Consider the following 25,277-nt stretch of genomic DNA (forward strand, 5'->3'; position numbering starts at 1 on the left):
CCCTCCCGATGTTTATCGCAAACCGCGAAATATCGCGGTGGCTCTTTTGCTTAGCCTTGTGTAAAATTCTGATGCTTAATGATCTAAAGCTATGGCACACAATTTGAAAACGCCTGGCACACCATAGGGAACAACACAATATTTATTTTTAATAAACAAGATGCTCGCAGTCGTTTGCAATGATGTGCCGCCATGGGCCGACGTTTTCGCAGTGGAATTGTCAAAAGACTAGTGACTCACCGATGTAGCCTTCGCGCCTGTTACCGTAGCAATTTTTGATGCCGTTTCCTGGTAAGGAAAGGTGACGCGGATGGTAGTGCCCAGATGACTTTCCATTGAAAACACGCCGCTGATGTCTTCGGTCAAGCCCCGCATCAGGTTGATGCCCATGCTGACTTTCTGCGTTTCAAAACCCGGTGGAAGCCCAACACCATCGTCGGCAATGGTGAGACACAACTCGTGGATAGACAGGTGTCGCAGGCTTAGGTTGATGGTGCCCTCGCGCTGGCCGGGAAATGCAAATTTGATGGCGTTGGTGATGGCTTCGTTCAAAATCAGGCCGATGGGCAACGAATGCGAGAAATCAAGATCGAGGCGTTCGCTGGACACCACAAAGCGAATGTGTCTGGTGTCGAAGCTGTCTTTCAGATACTCCACCAGTTCGTGGATGTAGTCGGTCATGGCAATGGCCGAGAGGTTTTCGGTTTGATAGAGTTTCTGATGGATGAGCGACATCGTGTGTATGCGATGCTGACTGTCGACCAGCGCACGCAACGCCTCTTCGCTTTGCAGGTATGCGGCTTGCGTGCCCAGCAGCCCCATCACCATGTGAAAATTGTTTTTGACACGGTGATGGATTTCGCGCACCAGCCAGTCTTTTTCGTTCACCAGCAGTTGCAACGAAAAGTTTGTCTGATTGATTTCTTCCTGCTGACGTTCGAGCCGCAGGTTTGCGCGCTGCTTGATCCGGTTTTGATTATAGACCAACCCCAACACCAGCGCCAGCAACGCCAACGCACCCAGAGTAAGATTGCGGATCACGCGCGCCTGCAACAGCGTGGCGTCCTGCAATTGACTTTGCCGCGTGAGCAACGCAATGTTGTCGTCTTTGAGACGGATGTCGGCATCCTTCTGTTCGGTTTGATATTGAATGTGCAGTTCTTCGATTTGCCGGCTCTTCACTTCATCGAAGATGGTATCGTTCAGCAATTTGTATTGCTGAAAGTGGTGAAGCGCGTGGGCAAACCGGCCACCGGCCGAGTCGGTTTTGAAGAGCATGTAGTGTATATCTTTTCGCCGCGACATGGAAGTGGTGAAAGCCTCCTTCAACGCATGCTGAAGAAAGGGCTCTGCTTTTGTGAATTGTTTACGATCGACATAGAACTTTCCCACATCATAGTCGCCGATCAAAATCACTTCCGAATTCCATTCGCCTTCGCGATAGCCGCGCACCATGGCCATGAAGTTCTTTTCGGCGAGAGCATAGTCGCCGAGGTCGGCATAACAATAGGCCAGGCTTTGAGCCATGGTGGCTGCCTCGGACGGACCGTTGGGCGGATTTCTTTCTTTCAGCCCTTCCAGCAAACGCAAGGCTTCGCGCGTCTTCTTTTGTTTGATGAGTTCGGTAACCAGCAGCGACGCGGTGCGGTAGATGATGAATTGTTGGACGTGCATCTTCTCGCGCACGGCGAGACACTTTTTATAGTAGAATTCACTTTCGGCCGGCCGGTTCAACTCCTGGTATTGAAGTCCGAGTTCACCATAGCACGTGGCCGCACCGGTGGTGTCGCCGGTGTCGTGCATAACTTTCAGAGCTTCCATGGCATAGGTAAGGCCCTTGTTGAAATTGCCCATATAGCGGTGCAAGGCTGACAGCAAATAGCAGGCATGCGACAAATGAACACATTCGTGTTGACGCGACAGATTGATGAGGCTCAGAAATTCGCGCTCTGCAAGTGCATTGTGTCCCCATCGCGAATGCGCATCGGCCATTTCCAACCGCACTTCTATCTCATCACTGAAGTTGCACACGCTGTGATACAACCGCGCGGCGCGCGCATAGCTTGAATCGGTCTCTTCCCACTCAAGCTCCACGTTCATGAGTGCATTGGCCTTTCTGAACCAGGTTTCGGCCTCGCCCTCCACATCACCCAACGCATGCTGTGCCTTTGTTATGCTATTGAACACACCTTCGGCCTCATCAATCTGTTTGCTCGCGATCAAGGCCTCGCCCAGAAGACAATGACTGTCGAGTTTCCGCCAGCCGGCGTGCGCCGGAAGCGAGTCGCTGAGTTGGACGGCCTTGCGCAAATAGTAAACGGCGCGCTGAAGATCTTTTTCGCTGCGACGCGAAACGTTGAGGTGGACTTCGCCTATCTGGTTTAACAACCTCACACGCCCGGTGTCGGGCTTGCTGCGCCGGAGCTTCTCCACCATTTCGGCATCGGCCTTTGACTCCTTATTCTGGCCGCACACCGCCAGCAACATGCCAAACAAAAAGAACACGATGAGGCAGACTCGTGGCATGGCATGAAGTTGCGTCACCTTTTGGCACATCAACAGTAGGGATTTGAGTGTTAAAGAACGGATAACAAATGCGGCTTTGAAAGTTTTTTTCAACCCATTGCACCGGATGGTAGCCCGCTCAACCCAAACCTTGCGTTATGCTAACGGAAATTCGGGATACTCCAGCGGCAAATTGCCATTTTGAAGCATGGGGAATAATCATAGGAAAAACGCCACTTTTGCCAGCACGTTTTCAAAACAGAAAGGCACAACCGATGGCAAACGACTGGTTTTCGAAATCTCTTTCCGTTCTTTTTTTCATGACGCTTGTCTGCTGCAGCCATGACCCCGACCCACAAAACCAACCCAACCCCGGAGGCGGCACCGTCACACCCAAAACCTGCCTCGTGAAAACCGAACGCTCCGCCGCATCAGAAAACACCGTCGCGCGCAACGGCCAAGGTCTTCCCATCACACTAACTTACACACCCTCGGGCAACGCCACGGTGACGTGCTCCATCCAATACGACGCCCAAAACCGCATCGTGAAACTACTCCAGGGGAATGCCTACATCGAATATGCATACGACGGCACCAGGCCCGTGACAGGCACTGTATACACGCGAACAGACACACAGGCATCCTTTCAGGAACTCTGGCAATTTGTTTACCACTACAGCGCTAGCGGCCAACTCGCAACCACAACAGACCAAGCCGGCACAACACACCGCTTCACCTACGACGCCAGCGGAAACATGATTAGCCAACACACCAAAACCACCTCAACCTCCGAAGTACTAACCCACGCCTACACAACCTTCGACACCAAAAAAAATCCGGATACTAAAATCACCTTCGACCAACTGCTCATCCCAAACGGCGCGCAGGGCGACTATTCGATGACCATCCTTAGGCTACCCGCCGGAAGCGCACGCAACGTTACGCAAGAAACTGTGCGCCTTGACAATGGCGGGTACGAGGTGAGGACGTTTGCGTATCAGTATAATGATTCGGGATATCCGATAGTGATGCTTGTGAACGGTGATGGTGGGAGGGAGACGGTGAGGTGGGGGTATGAGTGTAAGTGATCGGGGTTGTAAGATCACCGCGCATCCGAGAAGCGAATGTTCGCTCTCACTACCATGGCTCTTGTGATGCAACCTGTCTCAAGATCAAACAAAACAAATGCGTTGCCTTTCGTGATGATGCAAAACACGTTCAAATTGGCCTCGTCATAACTTCTCCATTTGATGCCGACCACGTTGAGGAATTTGATGAACTCATGAATCGTCGTCTTTTCGGTTACTGTGTTTATTGCGTCGACGTTGTTCAGATCAAGATCAAACACGATGTTTTTCTTTCCGAAGAAAACAATGCCGACCTCATCAATCTCGCCATTCATATAACCGATCCTTAGCCCTTGGTCGTATTCATAAAACCCATACCGTTCTTCACCCACGATGGAGATGGGTTCGCCAAGTGTTTTCTGAGCGACTTCAGTTTTTTGATCTAGGCCAACTCCGGCTAGTCCCCATCCGAATTTTAGAAATTCTGTGAACTCTCCTTTTTTGATCACTTTCAGATATTGGGAATTTTGCCGCTAGTATAGTCATTACTTTCTTAATGCTGGCAAATTAATGTGAACAGAAGGGGTTGCGACGCGGTCTTGACAATGATTGCGAGAATACATATTTTAGATTCAAGATTCCCTGCCCCACCTGATCCACTCGATCGCTAGCCCACCTGGAATCAAATTATCAGCGTACCCCCATGGCACGCAGTATTCGGCTTTCCTATCAATACTAATCATAACATGCAATCAGTTGTCAAAACTGCTATACTCTTCAAAAATCAGCGCCCGACAGGATCAGCTCCACTTCCGAACATATAATCGTAATTCAAAAGAAAAACATGATGTTATCAATAAACTAGGATTTAAATTATGGATTTCAAAATATCAGACATTTACATTGGCGTTAACGACGGAAAAAAAGAAGCCCTATACAAAAGCGACTTTGAAAAATATTTCATTGATTACAATAACATGTATGACGAAGTTCTTAAACCGGAAAAATATCTAATCCTTGGACAAAAAGGGTCTGGGAAAACAATCCTTGCTCAATATATAAAGAAGCAGTCAAAAATTAATGCCCTGTGGTTTTGCGACATCAAATCATTTAAAGATTTCAGATTTCATGAATTGGTTCATCTAAAAACGAATGACATTGCCCCGAATGAATATTCGGCCATATGGCGATGGATTATACTTGTTGAACTCTCCAAACAAATTCTTCAAGACAATGGAATCCAAGACAAGGAGAATTTGGCTAAACTTGAAACCTTTTTCAAAGAAAACTATTACTCCATTGATATTGATAGTAAAAAAGTTGTTGAACTAACAAAAACAAGAAAAATAAATGGGTCAATATTAAAGTCAATTTTGGCCCTTGGCGGTGAACTGAGCTCTGAATCAACACATAGTGAAAGTTCATACTTGTCGTATCTTGAGGATCTAGAACGTGTCCTTCTCAAGCTTTTATCCACATCAAAAAGTCGCCACACCATATTTTTTGATGAACTCGACGATAGATTTCAAAATGACATATTCTACAAGAATTCAATTATTAGCTTGATAAAGTCTGCCGACAGCATCAATTGTACACTAGTTGAAAAAAACCTTGACGCTAAAATTATTCTATTAATTCGATCTGATATATTCTCTATTCTGAATGACACTGATTTGAACAAGATAAAGTTATCAAACTCAATCGAAATTACTTGGGGAGAAAAAGTTAGCGCCGCATCCCCCCTAATTAGTCTTTTGATTCAGAAAGCCAAACGCTCGAATAGATATTTAGATCAGTTTGAAGATATTGAAGTATTCAACCAGCTTTTTCCTCAGCACATCAATGGCGTAAAGCCGGAGAGATTCATGCTCGAACGAACTCTTTTCCGCCCAAGGGACCTTGTCACATTCTTAAATCTCATCATAACGCGCTATCCATCATCAAGGTATTTTGGATGGAAAGGTTTCTTAGAAATGAAAAACAAATACTCAGAATACTTCATTGATGAGATTCGTAACGAAATGTCTGGTCATCTCGAAAGTGAAGAAATTGATCAAGGGTTAAGACTTTTGAAAAACTACAATAGGTACTTCTTTATGTACACTGAGCTAAAAGATTACTATGCTAGCCAGAGGGTACATTATCCAAAAATCGAGTTGGACAAACTCTTAGTTCTCTTCTTTAAATTCAATGTTATCGGCAACAAATGGCATAACGCGTATAAAAATAAAGAGTACTACACTTGGGCACATCGAGATCATAAGGCAGAATTGGATTTCGGAAAACAACTAGTTATTCATCTAGGTCTTCGTGAGGAACTTTCGATGTAAACACATTCTCTTGGATTATACTCCAAACCAAGAGTCAAGTTCAATTGAAATTCCGGCTTTTGCCTTTAGGTTGGCTTGGCCGATAGCCATGCCCACGGTAGTCAAATCCAATGTACTCAGAGAGCTATTTTTCCAGACATCAAATAGAATCTCAAATCCAGGCAACATTAAAAACTCTTGTTCGATCACTGAATTATCAAAAGTATTTGCCTGAAAAAAAGCTTTTAATTTTGCCAACACCACTCCTTCAATCCCATTCTTTGCGCAATAGCTCTCCAAATCACGGTCATTTAAGGCGTTAATCTGGAACAGAGATTCATCTCTGTATGACTGGCGAATTAGCTCCGGATAAGAGCTAAGGTTTTCTTGCAACTTGGCCTCAATCTCCTCCTTTGATAAACCTCTTTGAAAAAGGCCTCCATAACTAGCTCTTAGAATTTCTCCAATTTCCTGAGTCATGATAGTTACCGAAGCACATGCAGAAAACTCCAAATGCTGGTATAAAGAACTATTCGATTTTAGACAAAAGGCAAAGGGAGAAATCATTTTTGTTAACATCTCACATAGCTCATTTGGACTCTTAACTTTTTTGTTCGACGTGTATTTAAGCACAAAAACAACCGTCAGAGTATTTACTTGATCCGTAGTTAGTTTGGCGACTGTGTTGAGGCTTTCATCAAGTACTATTTGATGAAAATTTCGTTGCTTTTGATAGCTCCGATCTATCAACATCTTTACTAAAAGATCGGCCAAATCTCTGTCCCCCGTTTTTGCATAGTTCACCTGCGCATTATAAAGGGCAAATTGCATACCCGGATCTTCCACTGTGTTGATGTTCTCAGGGGCGGCTTTCTTTAATTCCTCCAAAAAACATTCGACTAATTCCTCGGCTCTCTTGTGCGAAACCGCTGCGGCCTTTGTCGATAGTTCAAGAAAATTTGCATTGAACACGTCTTGAGCTATCTCTTTTGCCTCTTTATAGCTAAGCCCGTTGTTAACTACGATAGTTCCACCCTGAAAATTAGTTGAACTATTTCCCCCTTCTTGGGTTTGGTTCTTATCATTGATCATTTTCCATTGATGTTAATATCACCCCCTGCTTGATAGTTCTTGGAATTTCTTCCACCTCTTTGCCTCATTCCAGACTTTGTTTTTTTGCCAGTAAAAAATTGTGCAATCAAAGTACCAACTAAACCAATTGCTGTTATTAATGGCTCCCAATCTCGGCTGTTGTAAAGCCACAAAACAGAAAATGCCAGCGCGATAAGATTCAATAGGATAAAGAAGAGCTTCATGATTTTTTTTTATTAAGCGTACTGCCAAGTGACGGCTTTCCATGAAGTAAAAATAGCACTATTTCAAGCTTACTCTAAACAATAAAGAAAGGGCCTCACGGCCCTTCTCCAACAAACACCCAAGCAGTGCACTACTTCGGCGCATCCGAACTCACATCCCCGTTCCTCCGCCGTCCCTGTTTCCTAAACCTGTCCTGTAATTTATCAGCCACGCTCTGAAGACCCGGAGTTCTCTTGCTGGCTGTTCTCACATAAGAATAGGTTTCCAATGCCGATGTCATGGCTTCGTTTCCGGATGCCATGTGGGTGTGGTCCACTTTTTCGCACAGGATGTCGAGTTTGAATTTGATGCGCGACAGGAATTCGAAGAGGGCGGCGTCTTTTTTAAATTCTTCGATGTTGAAACTGCTGGGCACTACCGTGGGCAAGGCGATCACGGCTTCGAGGGCATCCTTAACAAAGTCGGCGCTGCGCGACCCAAGTTTGGTGATGGCACGGCGCTCCTGAGATTCCAGCGTGATAAGAAAAGGGAGCTTTTCTTCTAACGTGGCGATGGCTGCAAACACGGCGTCTACGTCGGCTTGAGCGATGGATACTGAAAGGTTCTGGTACATAAAATTTTTGGTTTTAAGTTGTTTATGCCAACCCCTTTGCCAAAGTCTGTGCCGCTTTTTTTTCTTGATTTCCAGCGCGCATTCACAGTTTTCCATTTTTGGGCCAACGATATTTCGTTCGTGCCAACGAAATATCGTTGGCTATCCTCTTCTTTAACTCACGGTATGTCCTGATTTTCGAAACCACGGAGGGAGGCTTCTCAATACTTGGCCTTCAAACCGAACCCGCGGCGCTTCGCACTAAACGGTGTGTGTTCCGAGCTTACCCGGTTGACTTCCCTGTCGAAACTGGGCCGGCTCGAACTCAGCCGAGCGAGTTCCTAACTGACTGTGTCATGTTGCGAACTGAACTGACTGAGCTCTGAACTGAACCAGTTCAGTTCGGAACTCCGCGAATTGCTAACTGATGCTAACCAGGTGTAGCGCGAAGCTGACATCTTGACTCTTAACAAATGAGCGGGTTCACTTCGGAAGCAAACCCGCTCAGAAAATAACTGACACGGTTCAGCTCTGAGCTCACCCGGTTCAGTTCGGAGCTCAGCCGAGTCAGCTCGGAGCTCACACGGTTCAGTTCTAAGCTCACCCGATTCAGCTCGGAGCTTACCCAGTTCAGTTCAGAACTCACCTAGTTCAGTTCGGAGCTCACCGGGTTCAGTTCGGAACTCGCCCGATTCAGTTCGGAGCTCACCCAGTTCAGTTCGGAACCAACCCGGTTCGCTTATGAACCCAACTGGGTATGGACGGAACCGGTCGCGCTATCCATGCGGGTTGGATCGGTGTTGCATTGGGCTGTTGCTAATGCTTTGATGCGATCAAGCTTTCGCGTTCGTTCATCAGTTCAATGTAGGCTTTGAGGGTGCGCTTGGCGATGGTGCGCGTGTTGTCCGTCAATCTTTTGGCGTGTTTGTCGAGAATGGTGCTGTAGCGAACAAAGGCGTCGTCGCTGCACGGGCTGATGCCGAGGTTTCGGAGAATGAGTTCGTCGAGGTGTGGTTGGAAGTTGTTGTCGTTGAAGCCTGCTGGTTCGAGCATGGCGAAGAGCTTTCGGCATTTCAATTCTTCGCGCAAGAGATAGAGGAGCGTTTCTGTTTTCTTGGTGATTTTCACCAGAGGGCGGTCGCTGGTTCTGCGTTTCATCAGTCAAAGTGTTTGGTTCTACTTAACGGGGTCGAAAGCAAGATAACAAATACTTACCACTCGGTAATGGACTCAGGAGGAGAATTTCTTGAGTTTGCTGGTTCTTAAATACCCTCATGGCTGGCAATAAGGATACTGAACTAGTAGAAAAAGTGGTCGCTAAAATCAAGAAAATCCGGGAGCAGCGGGGCATTTCTCAATCTCAATTCCTTTCAGACACAGGCATTCACATCGCTAGGATAGAATCAGAACACAGGGACATTTCCATCACTACCTTAAGCAGGATTTGCAACTATTTCGGAGTGACGATGCAGGATTTCCTGAAAGGAATTGGATAATCAATAGACTGGTCAGCAGAAAACTAAACGTCAGTTTTGAGGCTGACGATTTTTTTCAATGCGTTCAATAATAGGCTCCATTGTTTTTCGCACGCCCCGGGGCACGTGTTGGCTTTTGTAGAGGCAATAGAGAAAGTCGCTGTATTCGCTGTCGGTCAGCGCGTCTTTCAGTGCGGCAGCGGCCGTGAGTTCGTACTTCTGTCGCAAGTTCGCGATGCTTCGTTTTTTCAGATTCAGAGGATTGATGTGCACGTAGGTGTCCTTTGCAAACGAAAAGCCATTTTGGCCAATCACAACCTGCTTTGGAATGTAGTAGCAATGAATGCACCCTGCATCGTCTTTGATGCAGCGCTTTGTTTTGTAGTGATCGGGAACGTAGTCTTGCGATGTTGTGAGGGGAGCTATGATGGCATCGGTGTTTGTTTGCAGAAGCACAATCAGAAACTTGGTCTTGGGGGCGACTCCATGGCGTTCAAAATCAAAATTTTGAATCAGAAGAATGTTGGGTGGTGCAAACACAACGTGTCAGAGGTTGAGCGATTCTTGAGCGTTTTTGAAAAGTTCCAGTTTGTGAGGATCGCCGGCGATCAGTTGCGACAGGTCTATGGAATAGGGCGATGTGTTTTCTTTGGCAAAGGCTTCGTCGAGATGCTTTTCGTTCACAATCTTCCGCCAAAGGCTTCCGTCTTCGTGCAGCAAAGCGATCAGGGCATCGCTTTGATAGTGACCATAGGCACCGAGCACGCGATCAATAAGTCCCATTTCAAAGTCAGAAAACTCAGCATCGTCAAAACTGTTTTTGGCCACGATCTGCTTTTGTTCGGCATCACCTTTCTTCACTTCGGCAAACGACGACAGCATTTCGGCTTCATCGTGCACCAGGTCTTTATATACAGAGTAGGCTACAGGTCCCATTTTCCAAACCCGATAGTCGAGCCCCGTCACGGGCGTGCCGGTTTCCTTCACCGAAGTTTCGTCTATAATATAAAGCAACTTCAACAGTTTGGTGAGGTAAACTTTCTGGTGATGTTTTTTCTTCACGCCATCAACAATGTAGATGATGAGGTTTCCAATCTTATCGAGATTTGGGAGGGAAATTTCGTTGGCGTGTTTTTTCATAACGTTAAGGTGGTTGTCTCTCACAATCAAAACAACACCACAAGCTTACTATTTTTTTTCTGGCTTGTCAATTTCAACCTCCCCATCTTCCCACAACATCACACCCCACAACACCTCATCCACCAACACCAAACCAACGCTTTCCGGTTTTTACAAAACGCTTAAGCACAACATACCAACACATACAGTCTCCAACGCAATTCCTCCAACGCACAAAAAAAATTATTATTTTTTTTTAAGTCCGCACATCACAACAACAACTTTCCAGGCATTGACCCCCCATGTTTAGTGCCACACCTCAAAATCTTACCAAGCAACGGCCCGCACTCCACATAAAATCATTACCTTAAACCCCGAAATTCCGAATCTTCCGAAACGTTGATTCCATCAGCAAACACACACCACTGCCCATGAACGACAGCACCATAGAAAGCCTCAAAGAAGCCCTCAAGCACTCGCCCGAAAATGTACCGTTGCGCACGTTGCTCGCCGAGACGCTTTTGTCGATGAACCGGCTCGACGAAGCGGAGGCCGAATATTCTCAATTGCTCAAAATCACGGGCGACACCAAGGCGCGTGTGGGGCTGGCCACCGTGTTTTTCAAAAAGGGGAACTACTCCGCCTGCAACGTCATTCTCGAAGAGGTGATTGAAAGCCACCAGGCCGACCTGCAAACGCTCACGCTCTATGCCAAGGCGCTGCTCAAAGAAGGTGAGCTTGAAAAGGCCATGGCCACCTACAAAAAAGTGCTGGCCGTTGACTCGCGCTATGTGGACGAAGAGCTCGACCGCGAGCTGCGCATGAAGCGCCCCACCGAAGAGCCCGAAGACATTGAAGAATATGACGGCCGCTTTCTGCAAAAGCCCTCCATCAACTTTGCCGATGTGGGTGGCATGGAGGCGGTGAAAAAAGAAATCGAACTCAAAATCATCAAGCCGCTGTTGCACCCCGACCTCTACAAGGCCTATGGCAAAAAAGTGGGTGGCGGCATTCTGCTCTATGGCCCTCCCGGCTGTGGCAAAACCTATCTGGCCAAGGCCACCGCAGGGCAGGTGAACGCCAAGTTCATTAACGTGGGCCTCAACGACATTCTCGACATGTGGATTGGCAACAGCGAGAAAAACCTGCACGAAATTTTTGAGCTTGCCCGCCGCAATGCGCCCTGCGTTTTGTTCATCGACGAAATTGACGCACTGGGTGCCAGCCGCACCGACATGAAACAGTCGAGCGGGCGCCACCTCATCAACCAGTTTTTGCAAGAGCTTGACGGCATCAACAATAACAACGAGGGCGTGCTCATTCTCGGCGCCACCAACACACCGTGGAATGTTGACCCGGCGTTTCGTCGCCCGGGCCGCTTCGACCGCATCATCTTTGTGCCACCGCCCGACGAGGCGTCGCGCAATGCCATTTTGCAACTGAAACTTAAAGACAGACCCATCGATGCTATTGACTATGGCCAGCTGGCAAAGAAAATCGAAAACTATTCCGGTGCCGACATCGACGCCATCATCGACATCGCCATCGAGTTGAAACTGGAGTCGTCGTTTGCAGACGGTGTGCCCAAGCCCCTCGACACCAAAGACCTTTTGAACGCCATCAAAAAACACAAGCCCAGCACACAAGAGTGGTTTATGACCGCCAAAAATTTCGCCATGTTTGCCAACGACGCCGGGCTCTATGACGACATCCTCGCCTACCTAAAAATCAAAAAGTGACATGACAGATAGCAGCAAAATATCGAGAATCAGCATCCTGATTCAACAAAAGAAATACGCAGAGGCCGAACGCCATCTCAGAATTTATCTCACCGAAGATCCGAACAACATCATGTTGCTGTCGTTGCTGGCCGAGGCCAAACTTCTCCAGGATCAGCTAGACGAAGCCCTTGCCATTGTGAACAACGCCATCGGCATCGCCCCCGACGCCGACCACCTGTTCTACATCCGCGCACGCATCGACATCCAGCAAGACCGCTACGACGACGCCGAACAGGACATCGCCCACGCCCTCGCCATAGACCCCAACGACGCCGACTACTACGCTTTTCACGCCAGCATTAAACTGGACCGCAAACAATATGACGACGCCCTGAACCTGGCCAACAAAGCGCTCGAACGGGATGCCGAAAATCTGTTGGGCCTCAACATCCGCAGCACCGCGCTGCTGAAGCTGAACCGCAAAGAAGATTCGTTCAACACCATTGAAGGCGCGCTGCGCGAAGATCCCAACAACGCCTTCACGCATGCCAACTATGGCTGGGGTTTGCTGGAGAAAGGTGACCACAAAAAAGCATTGGAGCATTTCAAAGAGTCGCTAAAGATCGATCCCAACTTCATGCTCGCGCAAGCTGGCATGGTAGAGGCACTGAAGGCGAGCAACCCCGTGTACAGATTGTTCCTGAAATATTCGTTCTGGATGGGCAACATGACGTCGAAATATCAGTGGGGTGTGATTTTCGGTTTCTATTTTGGCGTGAAGTTTTTGAAAGGCATCGCCAACAGCAACGACACGCTGCGTCCCTATCTGATGCCGATCGTGGTGGTGCTGTCGCTGCTGGCATTCAGCACGTGGATTATGAACCCGATTGGCAACCTCTTTCTGCGCCTGAACCGCTATGGCAATTTTCTGCTCGACAAAAACGAAAAGATGAGCTCAAACTTTGTGGGCATCAGCCTGCTGGTGTGCATTGCAGGACTTCTCTCCTACTTCATTTTGAAAGACGACAAACTTCTGACCATTGCCGCCTTTGGCCTCGCCATGATGCTGCCCTTCGGCTCCATGTTCGCCCCCTCTAAATATAAACACGCGCTGCTGATCTATGCCGTGGTGATGGCAGCGGTTGGCCTTGCGGCGATAGCCCTCACATTCCAGACCGGCGAGATGTTTAATGTGATGACGCCCGTGTTTTTGATAGGCTTTATCGGCTTTCAGTGGGCTGCAAATTATCTGATGATTAGTGCGGGGAAGAAGTAGTCTAGTCTATTCAAAGCAAACTTTTTGAAACACTTCTCCTTCAACCCCGGCAAGCTGATACTGCTACTGGCCGCATGTTATTTTATACTGAAAATCGCGACGTCCTATCTCTACAACAATAGCCAGACCGAGCTGACCGAGCTTGGGCAATCGCTCGCCATTGTAGACCACCAGGTGGACTCCCTCAAAACCATTCGCAACAAAATCGAACTATACGATTCGCTACGGCATTTGAAACCCCAGGGCAACCTCGACAACCCCTACGAATTGAGCGAGGACACAAAAACAATGTTACGCACGGGTTCGCTGGACAAGGAGCAGATGGCGTTGGCCGTAGACTCGCTCGGGCGCAGCATTGCCTTCCGCGAGCATGCTTTCGATTCGACCTCGCCCGACTACAGCTTTGCCTTCAGGCAGCGATTGGATAGCCTCTATGTAAAGCTGAACATGTCGCTCATCAAAAATCTGGAGCAACAAAAAGCAATTTCAGAAAATGGAATCTTTTTGCTTGACGCATTCGAGTTGCTGGCAAAGATCCTGTTCGGACTGGCCATCGTTGTGCTGGTGGTGTGGGCTGTGAAGACAAGCTTTGGAACGAGGCCGCAGTGATTGTGGAATGCGTTTACTTTCTGCAATAGCCGTCCGATTTCTCGACGGGATATTTTTTATCGAGATCTATATTGTTGAAGGGATTTTCTTTTCCCCAGGAGAACAGTTTTTCGAAGAGCGGAAGCAGCTTATTGGTTTTTATCTTCTCGAGGAAGTACACTTCATGTTCCTTTTCCTTGATGCCCATGTCGTATAGCAACTGGTCGTGCGTGTGGATGCCCACCTGGTTGAAAAACTGTTTCATCCGAAAATATTCACACACGTTGCCGCTTTCCAGCCGGCCAGCAAAATAGAACGGCATAAACCATCCGATCACATAGCAGCTTGCGGATATAATCTTTCCGATCACGTGAAAACGAAACTCATAGCGCTTTGAAACGGGAATGTTGTATTGCTGCATGATGCTGAGCACTTCCTTCCGGTGGTTCCATTCGTCAATCTCGATCTGGTGGATCTCCTTTTTCTGATTGGCATCCTTCACCGAGCCGGCATGTCCCTGATAGGCAAATGCGGCGGCCTTTTCGGCGGAGTAAGCTTTTTTCAATAGATCAACAAGTTCGGCCTGAAGCTGCATGGCTATCGTATGTTAAAGGGTACGGCCATAAAGGTAATCCGGCAATTGATATGAACCATGCGTTTTTGTTATGAGAGGGGCTGTTTTCCCAGCTACGGGCCACCATCCAACCTGTGGCCATCCCAGGCCTGCAAAATTCCTTTGCTCGCGTTTACCTTTTTGCCGCTATCCCCATCCATACACGCAAAAACGTTACGCCAACCCTATGCGCAAAGCTCTACTCTCGCTCCTGCTCGTTTTCTCGATCGCTGTTACCCACGCCCAAAAGCAATTCTGGGGCACCACCAGTTCGGGAGGCGCCCACCAAAACGGCTTCATCTTCAAGACCGACTCCATTGGCAACAACCTGGAAATCATTCATAGTTTCGAAAGCGCCGTAGATGGCGAGAACATTGGCGCGCTGCTGCTGGCCAGCAACAACAAGCTCTACGGTCTTGCCGCCTCAGGCGGACGGCCCGGTGCTGGCGCATTTGGAGGCGGAACCTTTTTTGAGTATGACCTCGACACTGATCGCTTTCGCGTGGTGGCGCGCTTTGGTCCCGACAACACAAACTTCCCCAACGTTTTCACGCCGCGTGCCGAAGGGGTTCCAGGCCTCACCGAAGTTTCGCCGGGCTTGCTCTACGGCTTGTTGCAGCAAGGGCAGTATGTGTTTTCATATAACATCAACACCGGCGTGTTTGGCCATCCTTTCGATTTGCCGCTCTATCAGGGAGGCACCACCAACAGCACGCTTCACAACCGCCTCGCCGAAGCGTTCTATAAAGCCGCCGATGGAAATCTGTATGCCGCAAGCCCCACCAACTCAAGCTGTCCTATTCCTAACCCGAACATGGGGTCCATCATTCAGGTGAAGCCGGCTACCAACGCGCTCACCATACGTCACAAAAGCAGTTGTCTTGTGGATGCGGGCTTTATTTACAACGGCCGTTTTGCCGAAGTGAGTGGCAAACTCTACTCCACCACACAACTGGGTGGTGTCAACAACAAGGGCGTGATCTTCGAATACAACATCGCGGCCAACACCTACACCAAGCTGCACGATTTTGCGGGAGGTGTTTATGCCTACGAACCCTCGTCGCTGGTGGTGGGCAAGAACGGCAAGCTCTATGGCACGGCCCATGGTGGTGGGGTGCCCGAACCCAACCTGCCCTCCGGAGGCGGCATCCTCTATGAATTTGATCTCACCACCAACACCTTTGTCAACAAGCACAATTTCCTGATAGAGAATTCGTGGGTGGGTGGCATGGGCACTTTTCCTTCGGGTCTTGTGGCAAGCACCAACGGAAAAATCTATGGCGTCACCGAGTTTGGCGTGTTTGAATACAACACCGTGACCGAAGAAGCGCGCGTGGCCGGGCGCTTTAACGACCGTGGCTTTGCGCCCTCGCTGTTGCAAGTGTGTCGCAAGCCTGCCTATCAATATCCCGCAGCCCTGACCTACGACATTTGCAAGGACGCCGCATTTTCGCTCGACCTGTCCAGCACCAACGCCACGTCTGTGACCTGGAAACACAACGGTGTGTTGGATGCATCGCGAACCACTACCCTGCTCAGCATCCCTTCGTTCGACGCGGACGATGCGGGCACATGGCAGTGCACGCTCACCAACGAATGCGGCACCACCGTGGCACAAACCATCACGCTGTCACTCAACCAACCGTCACAACCCGCGATCACGCCCAGCGGCCCCACAACCTTTTGTGCAGGCGAGAACGTTACGCTGTCGGCACCCGATGGCTTCCATGAATATGCATGGTCGAATGGTGAAACAACGCGCGCCATTGAAGTGAGCGAAAGTGGCGCGTTCAGTGTGATCGTGAGCAACGGTTGCGAAAGCCCCGCATCAAACGTCACCACAGTGACGGTGAATGCGCTGCCGGCGGCACCTGTAAAAATTGAGGCTCCATCTTTTAATATTCTGAAAGCAATCGGCACCAGCGCTTCCTATGCCTGGACGTTGAACGACGTGCTGCTGAATGCACACACGGCCGAGATCAACGTGACACAATCCGGAACCTACACGGTGCGCGGTATTAGCGCCGACGGATGTTTGTCGTCAGGGTTTGCATCGTTGTCGTTTATTGTCACGGCTATGGAGGTGGATGCTAAGGATGCTGTTGTTGTCTATCCTAATCCAAGCCGGGGTGTGGTGCATGTGCAGGTCAGCAACAATCTTCGGGGACAAGCGGAGGTGTCGGTGTTTGACACTATGGGAAGTTTAGTTTTTTCGCAGGGGGTTCGTTTCGATGATGAAGCGAGTACGATCAATCTTGAGGGGCTTCCTTCGGGGTTGTATCATTTGATGTTGCGGAAGGGTGAGAATTTGGTGTTGAAGAAAATTGTGTTGCGGTAGTGATCTTTTGATTTCCTCTTTGTGAGGGTGTTGTGAGATAGTTGGGTTAGTGCGTTTTTTTTGTTTGTGTTTCATAGCTCCGCTCATGGCCGCGGGGGCCGCGCATGTCCCCATCAGGGCTTAACACTACCCGCACATGCCATTGCCAGGCCGAAGGTAGAGTTAGACCATGATGGGAACATGCTGGAAGTGGGTGTGAGTGTGTGGTGTGGGGTGCGTTAAGGTGACGTTGGAATGGATTGAGGCGGTGTGTGGTTTAGGTTGTGTTTTACTTGGGGGAGGCTGGTACTTAACTATTGAGGGTTGGTCATTTTTACTTGAAAATTTCGGTGAGGATTGTGGAGAGGTGTTGGGCGTCTTTGGCGTGGTAGTATTTGCCGCCTGTGGTTTGGGCGATGTGTTTCAGGTCGCCGTCGAAGAATGTGTTTTCGATGAGCATGACTTTGCCGGTGGCGTCTTTGCCATAGGGAACTGCGCCTTGCTTGCCTATACCGATAGTAAATATTTTTATGTTGGCGCGTCGCGCCATTTGGGCTGCTAACTGTGGGGTCATCACGCCGCCGGTGTTGTCGCCATCGCCGATCATGACGAGGATTTTTTGTTGGGTGCTATCGGGAACAAAAGAATTTTGAGCAAGCCAGATGGCGTCGCCCATGGCGGTGCCGGATGCGCCTTTGATAAAGTCGATGTCGGTTAGCACTTTTCCGTTGTTGCACGGCTCGCTGTCGGGTGGGAACAAATGCCAGGCTTTCGCTGCAAAAACAATCATGCCCAGATCGCATACATTGGGACGTAACAGAAATTTTGCCAGGCCGCTTTTCACAACGACAAGCCGACTTGGCTTATAGTCTTCAAGCGACATAGAGGTCGACACATCAACGGCTATGAATTTTGTTTTGTCGCGGGCGGGCATCACCACTTTGGGTTTGTTGGCGGCATCTGCTTTTGCAACCACTATTTTTTTTGACGACCGCAGTGTGCCGACCTTGCCCGTTGTGGGATTGAAATAGTTGATGTTGATCTTATCTGTGAGATCGTAGGTTCCCGCCTGTTGAAATGTGAGCGCGTAGGTAAAGATTCTATCGGTTTCAAGCTGACCTCGTCTCAGTGCATTGTGATCTTTAATATCGCGCAGCCTCACCACCGCGCCATCCACGACTAGCTGCGGTGGGGTTAAGGGAAAAAGAAGCCCTTTGCCACGAAGGGTGACATAGTAGTTGACCAGCTCGCCGGCCTTCGGGTTTTCCGACAGTCGCTCGTCGATGCTGAAGTCACCGACAATGTTGAACTCTCCCGATTTAAGCGAAGTTGCCACAGCCGGCAGCGGGTTCACGTTTATGGTGACCGGATCAGATTTGAACGTGAGGGTGTCACTCGGCCCATAAATGGTTGGGGAGCCGAGTTTAGGTTGCAGCAGTTTCAGCTTGAGCGCCGGAAAGTGAACGTCCTGAGGTTTGAAGGGACAATAGCTTGCGCGATAGATGCAATATATCATAGCGCTGTCGCCGGCAATGCTTTTCCGTTCGCCCACCACCTCCTGTAGACGGGAGTCGACCTGGAAGCAATGACTCACCGCCAGCCCGGAGGTTTGCAGGTCAAACAGTTGTTGCGGGAGATCATAGAACCGAACGGGCGCACGGTTGTCGTGATACACGTTCAAATCAAGCGACACCGTGGTGCATTCACCTTGCATAAGGGTATCGCGGTTCGTCGTGAGTGTGAATGATACTTTGGGGTCGGGATATTTTTCGAGCTGTTTTGTCTGGGCGCAGAGAATAATGGGGAAACACCACGCCAGGATAGAAAACCGGATATCGTTCAACATAATGTCTGGTTTAGGTATTCTAAAGTACACTCTTTTTGAAAAATATATGCCACCGGTCTCCTCACCCAACAGAAACTTCGACTATTTTACATACCAATGAAGACCCACCCTCTCCTCATGTTGATGCTGTTGGCACAAACGGCTTTTGGTCAAGCGGCCGTGGTGCAGCCGAAAGGCGACAGCCTGGTGGTGCTGGAGAAAGACATTGTTACCGACCTGTTTGCCCTCGGCACAACACCCCTGCAACACCTCACGCAAGGCACCCAACCCAAGCCTGCCATCGAAAAGCAGCCCGTCCGAAACCTGCACGACAACACCCGCATCGACACGGCCTTCCGGCTCGCGTTCGACAAAGACATCTTCATCGCATTGAAGTCGTTCGACGGATCGAACAAAGTGATTCATGCCGATGTGGAGTCAACCCTTTTCAGTACGCGTCATGGCGTCCGTGTAGGCATGACCAAGGATGAGGTAACGAAAACGCTGGCTGTCTATAAACTCGCGTCCATTCCCAAATACCTGGTGCTTCGCGACCCCGCCACATCGCACTATGTGATTCTCTACTTCAAGGGCGACGTGCTTGTGTTTGTGGAATACTTTGCCCCTGCGCGATGAGCAACCCAACCCTAAAAATCAGTTACTGATTGCCGGTGTGAGGCGGGTACAATCGATTGTGAGGTTAACTTCATTTCAAGCGTTTGCATAGACGGAATATGCGATTAACGTACATCGGCGCCTGTCTCTCGCCCGGCTGTGATATTTTTGTGTTGACACGTGAAGTAATTCACCTACAAACATGATCCGTATGTCAACTCGTAACGATATCGTCAGAAAAGCATCTTTGTTCACCATGAACGGACTGGCAGACCCCAGACTGATGCCTCAACCCATTGCCCACGAAGACGCCAGCCGCAGAGAAACAACAACACCCGACACCATGAACGTGTGGCGTGGATTGTTTCAGCGTTTGTTCGGTCGCATGAGCAAGGGCAACGCCTGAGCACGTTTGTTAAACATTGCGCGTGATGGGTAAACATCGCGCGTCGGCTCATTCTACAACTATTTCAATTTCTTTCTCCGTGCGCTTCACAAGCTGAATCGTAAAGGCATCTCCAGTCTTGCTGCGGGTCCATGCCACGGGTGTTTTCGTTGAGACCTTTTTGCTTCCTTCTGTAATAGCTTTGCCCTGATAGAAAACTTTCGGCTCACGTGAGGTACCATTCAAGGTTATCGAATAGGTTCTCTCCACACTGCTGCCTGCATAGTGCCCTTGCATGGCACCTACTTTCACCATGACCTTCCTATCCTTCTTGTTCCCTTCGCACGTTATGGTGGTTTTGCCTACCTCGCCTTGCTGATACTTTGTCGACACGCCGTCGTCTTCAAAGAGCGTAAACGTTGAGAGCGTGTCGGCAGGAAAAATTTCGAACATAAGTTGATCTGGCACGGTCGGGTCTATCCATTCCGTTGCTTGTCGTGTCGGGATGATGGCGCCACTTTTCACGAACAGGGGCAACGTGTTGATGTCTGCTACATCGTAGGTGATGACGCCCCCGTTTTTAAAAACTTCGCCGGTGTTGTAGTCGATCCAATCATGACCTTGCGGAAGATAAATCTCCATCGTATTGAAGTCGCCATAAACAGGCGCCACCAGCATTTCATTTCCCAGCATGTATTGATACGGCCATGCATCCGACGAACAGATGTAGTCGTTCGGGAACGCCAGCAACATGGGGCGCACAATGGGCATGCCCGTTTGGTAGGTCACGTGTGCATAGGAATAGAGGTAGGGTAGCAGCCGGTAGCGCAGTTGCAGATATTTTCGTATGCTCGCTTCGGCGGTTTCGGTTTGCGTTGTCTCGGTCTTCTTCACCGCCGTGATGGTGTCTCTTCCCGTGATCCTGATCTTGTTCGTAAAATCAAACACATCGATGTTACCCGACCAGGGTTTGGGATTGTGCGATCGCGCAATAGCACTCAACGCTGTGAACTGATTCCAGCGTGCCTGCGCGCGCCAGCTTGCGGCCACCCCATCCGAACTCAAGTAGGTGTAGCCACTCAACGGCCCGAACGTGTTGTTGGTGGCCTTCAGTTGAAATCGCAGTTCATTCCACGACGACGATGCATCTTCGGTCCAGTGAAACGGATAGCGGCGGGCGCCGATCATGTTCTCCGTGGGGGCCACGCTGTAGCGAAAGTCCCAGGGGTTCAGGGCCACCGTTTTGCGGCATCCCAGAAACATCACGCGCTTGCCGGGTTGGTGTTGTTCGGTGAGGTTCCAGATGTAGCTGTCGGTAATGTCGTTGATGCGCGTGTCTTGCCAGCTACCCACAATGCCCATGTCGAGCTTTTGTTTGTAGGCGTTGTTCCAGGCAGCTTCGTCATATACCGTTTCGGTCCAGCCCTGATGTTTCCGGTTTTTAAAATCGGGCGCGCTGTGGTGAATCAGCATCACGTCGATGTGAAGGGCTTTCAGTCTTTGAATCATCTCCTCGGGAGAGAAAGGTTTCGTGTAGCTCGATGACCAGTTCAGCGACTTTCCCCATGTGGTTTCCTTCTGCCCTTCGCAGCCATCGCCCCATTCAAAGTCGATAATCAAGTTATCGAGAGGAATGTTCTTCGCGCGAAACTGTTGCGCCACGTCCAGCAATTGCTGCTGTGTTCCATCGCAGGCGAGGTGTTGCGTTTGAAAAAAACCGTAGCCCTTGCGGGGCAATAGTGGTTCAGGACCGACGAGTGTGTTGTACTGCTCATAGATCGCGTCGTAGGATGGGCCGTAGATAAAGTACAGATCTTCCAGCACATCCTCTTCGAGGTAAACATCGGTGTAACGCTGAGTGGTGTGGTTATAGAACCAATGTGCAAAGCGACTGTTCTTGTTCGATTCATTCAGGGCGCTAGCATTGTCGAAAAAAGTATAGCCGTCTTTGAACATGCCGTAGGCCGGTCCATCAGACGGAAAGAGTTTCTTTTTTCTATCAACCGACCACACGGTCCACGACAGGCCACGCTTGGCAATCTGCACAACGATCTTGCCGGTGTTGATGGTGAAGGTGTTTTTGTCTTCCTGTTTTGTATACGTCACTTCTTTCCACGGGGTGGTCTTTCCAATAGCAAAAGGGATGTCATACTGTACCGGAAACTTCTCCCCTTTCAAATGCGAAATGCGCACGCGAAACATGGTGGGCGAATACAAGGAAACTTCAAGGCTATCCTGAAGCACCACTTTGGTCGAATAGAAAGTACTGGGCGATGATGGCTGGCCAAATCCAATCACACATTGAACACAGACCAACACCATCGCAAGCAATGCCTCACCTGTCATCATCATTATTTTATTACGGTTCATCATATTCTGATTGTTCATTCTACAGAAACACCTTTCAGCACAAACGAATAGCGATATTCGACAGGCTTTATTTTGTAGGCATCGTGCACCGGTGCGCCCCATGAGTTGTCGCCGCCCACGCCCATTTGTTTCAGGTCGATGTTCCAGGTCACAAAGTCGCGTTGCACCACATCATAGGAATGCTTCGACACGTTGGGCACCAGCCCCGATGCAGACTTACCTTTACCTTCCTTAAAATCAAGTTCATCCTGACTGAAGGGCCACGCAGAGGAAGACAACAGTTGATCGTCGGTCTCCAGCTTCAATCCAATGCCATCGGCGCTGGCAAGCGTCATCCAACGCACGTCGGTTTTGTTTCCGGTTTCCTGCGGCCTCGGATAACGATAGACCTGATCCCACAACATTCCCTTGTAGACACCCACCGCCGCGCCCGACTTCCGGTCGGCATAAGATTCGTACGGACCCCGACCATACCAGCTCATGTATTGAAACTCCTGTGGCAACGTGAGCTGCATGCCCAACCTCGGCATGTCGGGCAATGCTTTTGCCCCGGGGAGAAAATGATATTCAACCTTCACCTCTGCCAACGGACGAATTGTGTATCGCACTTCAACAGTCGACTTCACGGCAGGCAGAGAAAACGTTGACGACACAACTACTTCGCTCGCATCCTGCTTATCGATCTGACAGCTGATGAATTTCGCATTTCGTCCCGCGTCTTTCCACACGGCAGCCCAAACCTGCATGTTGTTGCCCAGGTCGTTGTCGGTTGGTGCGCGCCAGAATTGAGGGCGCAGTGGCGTGCGTAACAGCTTTTTGTTTTTGACGGTGAAATCTGTTAATGTTCCGTCGGTCAAATTCAGGGTCACTGAAAAGTCTGCTCCGGAAACCGTAACATCTGTTTTGGTCTTCACCGTCTCCAGTTTTTCGGACGACGCCACAGGTACCGGCCGCTGTCTTTCTTTGATCACAAACTGTTCCCATGCTGTTTCAAATCCGACAGGCAAAAAGGGAACATCCGAATTAACATGCGCGCTTAGTTTGAGAATATATTCGCGTGTGTCCGTAGCCATGGATTGCGGCAATGGAATTTTCACACGTGTGCCCGCACCGGGCAGTGCCTCAACCTTGTTCAGCCATCCTTTGGAAACTACCACGCCATCGGCCGTCAGCTGCCACTGAAAGTTCAGTCTGCTGAGATCAGAAAAGACAAACTTATTGAGAATTTCAAACTCCCCCGCAGACGCATTCACGGCCTGGAAAGAAACCGGTTGATACACTTTCTTTACTTCAAAATAATGTGGTATCGGCTCGCGCAGACCGGTCACCAGTCCTTTGTTGATGAAGGCACCGTCGGTGGGAAGGTCGGGGTGATAGTCGTGACCGTAGGCCATATACCTCACACCTTTGCTGTTGGTGTATTGCAGGCCTTGGTCGGACCACTCCCAGATGAAGCCGCCCTGCAGCACGGGATACTTTTCGATTTCATTCCAATAGTCCTGCAGGTTGCCGCCGGAATTTCCCATCACATGAGCATATTCACACATGATGAGCGGACGCGAGGGGTTCGATTTTGCATACTCCACAATCTGTGGAATGCGGGCGTACATCGGCGAGAAAATGTCAGTGTACGCATGCAGCTTCGCCGGCTCATAGGCCACAGGCCGTGTGTTGTCGTGCCGATGAAGCCACTGATAGGTGCTGTCAAACACAGGGCCGTCGCCCGATTCGTTGCCCAGCGACCAGATGATGATGGACGGATGATTCTTGTCGCGCTCGAACATGTTGCGCGTCCGGTCTTTGTGTGCCGGAAGCCAGCTCATTTCGTTACCCAGCTTCGTACTGTCGTCCAACGCCAGTGGCTGGCTCTCGATGTTTGCTTCGTCAATAACATAGAAGCCGTATTCATCCATGAGATCATACCACATCGGGTTGTTGGGATAATGACAGCCGCGCACGGCATTGATGTTGGCTTGCTTCATCAACGCAATGTCACGGAGCATGATGTCACGGGTGATGTAATGCCCCTGGGTGGCGTGTGCTTCATGACGGTTCACGCCTTTGATTTTGATGGCCTTGCCGTTGATCAGCAGTTGCGCATTCTGTATCTGCACGGTTCTGAAACCAACTTTATCGGATATTACTTCTACAATTTTCTTGTCGGCATCTTTTAATGTGACCACCAGTGTGTAAAGCTCCGGCGTTTCTGCGGTCCACTTTCGTGGATTGAGAATGGTTTGCGGAAGGGAAATAGTGAACGGTTTGTCCGGCACAATTTGCAGGGGCTGCGATGCGTTCCAAATCGTTTTCAAATTGTTTTCATCGTCGAGCAGCGAAATGTCGGCTACTCCCTTGAAGGTTTTCGCTGTCAGATTTTTGAATTGCACATTCAACAGCAACTTGCCGTGCTGGTAAGCTTCATCCAACCCAGCCTTCACAAAGAAATCAGACACGCGCACTTTTGGTGCAGCATAGAGGTAAACATCGCGTTCGATGCCCGATACTTTCAGCATGTCTTGAGCTTCGAGGTAGCTGCCATCGCTCCAGCGGAAAATCTGGAGGGCAATTGTATTTGTTCCGGCCTTCAGGAATTTGGTGATGTTGAATTCGGCTGGTGTCTTCGAATCTTCGGAGTAGCCCACCTGGGTTCCGTTTATCCAGACATAGACGGCAGAGTTCACCGCGCCGAGGTGAAGAAACACTTCCCTCCTACGCCATGCGTCACGAAGTTCAAATGTTCTTCGATACGAACCCACCGGGTTGTAGTCTTGCGGGGCATCGGGCCAATGGGTGTCGAAGGGATATTTTTCATCAAGGTAAATCGGGTAGTCATAACCTTCCACTTCCCAATTGGCCGGCACCTTAATATTCTCCCACGGGGTCACATCAAATTCTTCCTTATAGAAACCCTCCGGCCTGTCGGCTGGCTTCTTGGCAAAGTTGAATTTCCACAAGCCATTCAATGATTGATACCACGCAGATTTTTCTTTTTCATCCTGCACAGCCTGCTCCACATTGTCGTATGAAAAAAAAGTTGCGTGCGGGTCTTCCTTGTTTATTCTGAACACGGTGTGGTCCTGCCACGGATCGCGTTGTGCAAAAGCCTGAGAGAATGCAGTTACACACACGGTGAATACAAAAATCCGCGTGGCACTCGAATAAAATTTCGTCATGATTTGTTTC

22 protein-coding genes are annotated in these 25,277 nt (G+C 49.4%); 9 read left to right on the forward strand and 13 right to left on the reverse strand.

Annotation, left to right across the window (positions count from 1 at the left end):
• Window positions 1-228: 228 nt before the first annotated feature.
• Window positions 229-2,526: a histidine kinase dimerization/phosphoacceptor domain -containing protein gene (locus tag JI741_RS01515; RefSeq protein ID WP_202006834.1), complete on the reverse strand. Its 2,298-nt coding sequence runs from the start codon at window positions 2,524-2,526 to the stop codon at window positions 229-231.
• A 254-nt stretch (window positions 2,527-2,780) separates the two neighbouring features.
• Here JI741_RS01515 and JI741_RS01520 point away from each other — a divergent pair, with 254 nt between their 5' ends.
• Complete coding sequence (locus JI741_RS01520) at window positions 2,781-3,593, forward strand: RHS repeat domain-containing protein (RefSeq protein ID WP_202006835.1); 813 nt, start codon at window positions 2,781-2,783, stop codon at window positions 3,591-3,593.
• A 14-nt stretch (window positions 3,594-3,607) separates the two neighbouring features.
• Here JI741_RS01520 and JI741_RS01525 read toward each other — a convergent pair whose 3' ends face one another.
• Window positions 3,608-4,081, reverse strand: coding sequence for a hypothetical protein (locus tag JI741_RS01525; RefSeq protein WP_202006836.1), 474 nt, complete (start codon window positions 4,079-4,081; stop codon window positions 3,608-3,610).
• Between the two features lie 366 nt (window positions 4,082-4,447).
• Between JI741_RS01525 and JI741_RS01530 the strand changes: the two genes are divergently transcribed.
• Window positions 4,448-5,902 (forward strand): P-loop ATPase, Sll1717 family, encoded by a 1,455-nt coding sequence (locus JI741_RS01530; RefSeq protein ID WP_202006837.1) that lies wholly within the window; start codon window positions 4,448-4,450, stop codon window positions 5,900-5,902.
• Window positions 5,903-5,917: 15 nt separating this feature from the next.
• Here JI741_RS01530 and JI741_RS01535 read toward each other — a convergent pair whose 3' ends face one another.
• From JI741_RS01535 to JI741_RS01555, 5 genes are all read right to left on the reverse strand, one after another.
• The gene (locus tag JI741_RS01535; RefSeq protein WP_202006838.1) at window positions 5,918-6,973 is read right to left on the reverse strand and encodes an LPO_1073/Vpar_1526 family protein; all 1,056 of its coding nucleotides are present in this window, start codon (window positions 6,971-6,973) and stop codon (window positions 5,918-5,920) included.
• A complete protein-coding gene (locus JI741_RS01540; protein WP_202006839.1) occupies window positions 6,970-7,197 on the reverse strand; it encodes a hypothetical protein in 228 nt (75 codons plus the stop codon). The genes JI741_RS01535 and JI741_RS01540 overlap by 4 nt, the downstream gene beginning before the upstream one ends.
• Window positions 7,198-7,328: 131 nt before the next feature.
• A complete protein-coding gene (locus JI741_RS01545) occupies window positions 7,329-7,811 on the reverse strand; it encodes a hypothetical protein (RefSeq protein WP_202006840.1) in 483 nt (160 codons plus the stop codon).
• A gap of 445 nt (window positions 7,812-8,256) precedes the next feature.
• A complete protein-coding gene (locus tag JI741_RS01550; RefSeq protein ID WP_202006841.1) occupies window positions 8,257-8,436 on the reverse strand; it encodes a hypothetical protein in 180 nt (59 codons plus the stop codon).
• 170 nt (window positions 8,437-8,606) lie between these two features.
• Window positions 8,607-8,948 (reverse strand): hypothetical protein, encoded by a 342-nt coding sequence (locus JI741_RS01555; protein ID WP_202006842.1) that lies wholly within the window; start codon window positions 8,946-8,948, stop codon window positions 8,607-8,609.
• Window positions 8,949-9,064: 116 nt separating this feature from the next.
• Here JI741_RS01555 and JI741_RS32990 point away from each other — a divergent pair, with 116 nt between their 5' ends.
• Window positions 9,065-9,286 (forward strand): helix-turn-helix domain-containing protein, encoded by a 222-nt coding sequence (locus JI741_RS32990; protein ID WP_202006843.1) that lies wholly within the window; start codon window positions 9,065-9,067, stop codon window positions 9,284-9,286.
• A gap of 30 nt (window positions 9,287-9,316) precedes the next feature.
• Here JI741_RS32990 and JI741_RS01565 read toward each other — a convergent pair whose 3' ends face one another.
• Together JI741_RS01565 and JI741_RS01570 are read right to left on the reverse strand one after the other, a co-directional pair.
• Window positions 9,317-9,805 carry a hypothetical protein gene (locus JI741_RS01565; RefSeq protein WP_236675827.1) on the reverse strand — a complete coding sequence of 163 codons (489 nt, stop codon included), beginning with the start codon at window positions 9,803-9,805 and terminating at the stop codon, window positions 9,317-9,319.
• A gap of 6 nt (window positions 9,806-9,811) precedes the next feature.
• Window positions 9,812-10,405, reverse strand: coding sequence for a Panacea domain-containing protein (locus JI741_RS01570; RefSeq protein WP_202006845.1), 594 nt, complete (start codon window positions 10,403-10,405; stop codon window positions 9,812-9,814).
• A 410-nt stretch (window positions 10,406-10,815) separates the two neighbouring features.
• Here JI741_RS01570 and JI741_RS01575 point away from each other — a divergent pair, with 410 nt between their 5' ends.
• The 3 genes from JI741_RS01575 to JI741_RS01585 are packed head-to-tail and all read left to right on the forward strand — an operon-like array spanning window position 10,816 to window position 13,990.
• The gene (locus tag JI741_RS01575; protein ID WP_202006846.1) at window positions 10,816-12,123 is read left to right on the forward strand and encodes an ATP-binding protein; all 1,308 of its coding nucleotides are present in this window, start codon (window positions 10,816-10,818) and stop codon (window positions 12,121-12,123) included.
• Window position 12,124: 1 nt separating this feature from the next.
• A complete protein-coding gene (locus tag JI741_RS01580; RefSeq protein WP_202006847.1) occupies window positions 12,125-13,381 on the forward strand; it encodes a tetratricopeptide repeat protein in 1,257 nt (418 codons plus the stop codon).
• A 24-nt stretch (window positions 13,382-13,405) separates the two neighbouring features.
• The gene (locus JI741_RS01585) at window positions 13,406-13,990 is read left to right on the forward strand and encodes a hypothetical protein (RefSeq protein ID WP_202006848.1); all 585 of its coding nucleotides are present in this window, start codon (window positions 13,406-13,408) and stop codon (window positions 13,988-13,990) included.
• Window positions 13,991-14,003: 13 nt separating this feature from the next.
• Here the strand turns inward: JI741_RS01585 and JI741_RS01590 are convergent, their stop codons facing one another.
• The gene (locus JI741_RS01590) at window positions 14,004-14,564 is read right to left on the reverse strand and encodes a ferritin family protein (RefSeq protein WP_202006849.1); all 561 of its coding nucleotides are present in this window, start codon (window positions 14,562-14,564) and stop codon (window positions 14,004-14,006) included.
• 205 nt (window positions 14,565-14,769) lie between these two features.
• Between JI741_RS01590 and JI741_RS01595 the strand changes: the two genes are divergently transcribed.
• Complete coding sequence (locus tag JI741_RS01595) at window positions 14,770-16,920, forward strand: choice-of-anchor tandem repeat GloVer-containing protein (protein ID WP_202006850.1); 2,151 nt, start codon at window positions 14,770-14,772, stop codon at window positions 16,918-16,920.
• Window positions 16,921-17,233: 313 nt separating this feature from the next.
• Here JI741_RS01595 and JI741_RS01600 read toward each other — a convergent pair whose 3' ends face one another.
• On the reverse strand, window positions 17,234-18,745 hold the full coding sequence (locus tag JI741_RS01600; protein WP_202006851.1) for a VWA domain-containing protein: 1,512 nt from the start codon (window positions 18,743-18,745) through the stop codon (window positions 17,234-17,236).
• 96 nt (window positions 18,746-18,841) lie between these two features.
• On the opposite strand from JI741_RS01600, the gene JI741_RS01605 reads away from it, so the two are divergent.
• Together JI741_RS01605 and JI741_RS01610 are read left to right on the forward strand one after the other, a co-directional pair.
• Window positions 18,842-19,360: a hypothetical protein gene (locus JI741_RS01605; protein WP_202006852.1), complete on the forward strand. Its 519-nt coding sequence runs from the start codon at window positions 18,842-18,844 to the stop codon at window positions 19,358-19,360.
• 190 nt (window positions 19,361-19,550) lie between these two features.
• Window positions 19,551-19,745, forward strand: coding sequence for a hypothetical protein (locus JI741_RS01610; RefSeq protein WP_202006853.1), 195 nt, complete (start codon window positions 19,551-19,553; stop codon window positions 19,743-19,745).
• Window positions 19,746-19,793: 48 nt separating this feature from the next.
• On the opposite strand, the gene JI741_RS01615 is transcribed toward JI741_RS01610, so the two are convergent.
• Window positions 19,794-22,076 carry a TIM-barrel domain-containing protein gene (locus JI741_RS01615; protein ID WP_236675828.1) on the reverse strand — a complete coding sequence of 761 codons (2,283 nt, stop codon included), beginning with the start codon at window positions 22,074-22,076 and terminating at the stop codon, window positions 19,794-19,796.
• A gap of 32 nt (window positions 22,077-22,108) precedes the next feature.
• Window positions 22,109-25,267 (reverse strand): beta-galactosidase, LacZ type, encoded by a 3,159-nt coding sequence (lacZ, locus tag JI741_RS01620; RefSeq protein WP_202006855.1) that lies wholly within the window; start codon window positions 25,265-25,267, stop codon window positions 22,109-22,111.
• Window positions 25,268-25,277: the final 10 nt, after the last annotated feature.

It is taken from the genome of Chryseolinea lacunae (genome assembly GCF_016735595.1).
Taxonomy (GTDB): Bacteria; Bacteroidota; Bacteroidia; order Cytophagales; family Cyclobacteriaceae; genus Chryseolinea; species Chryseolinea lacunae.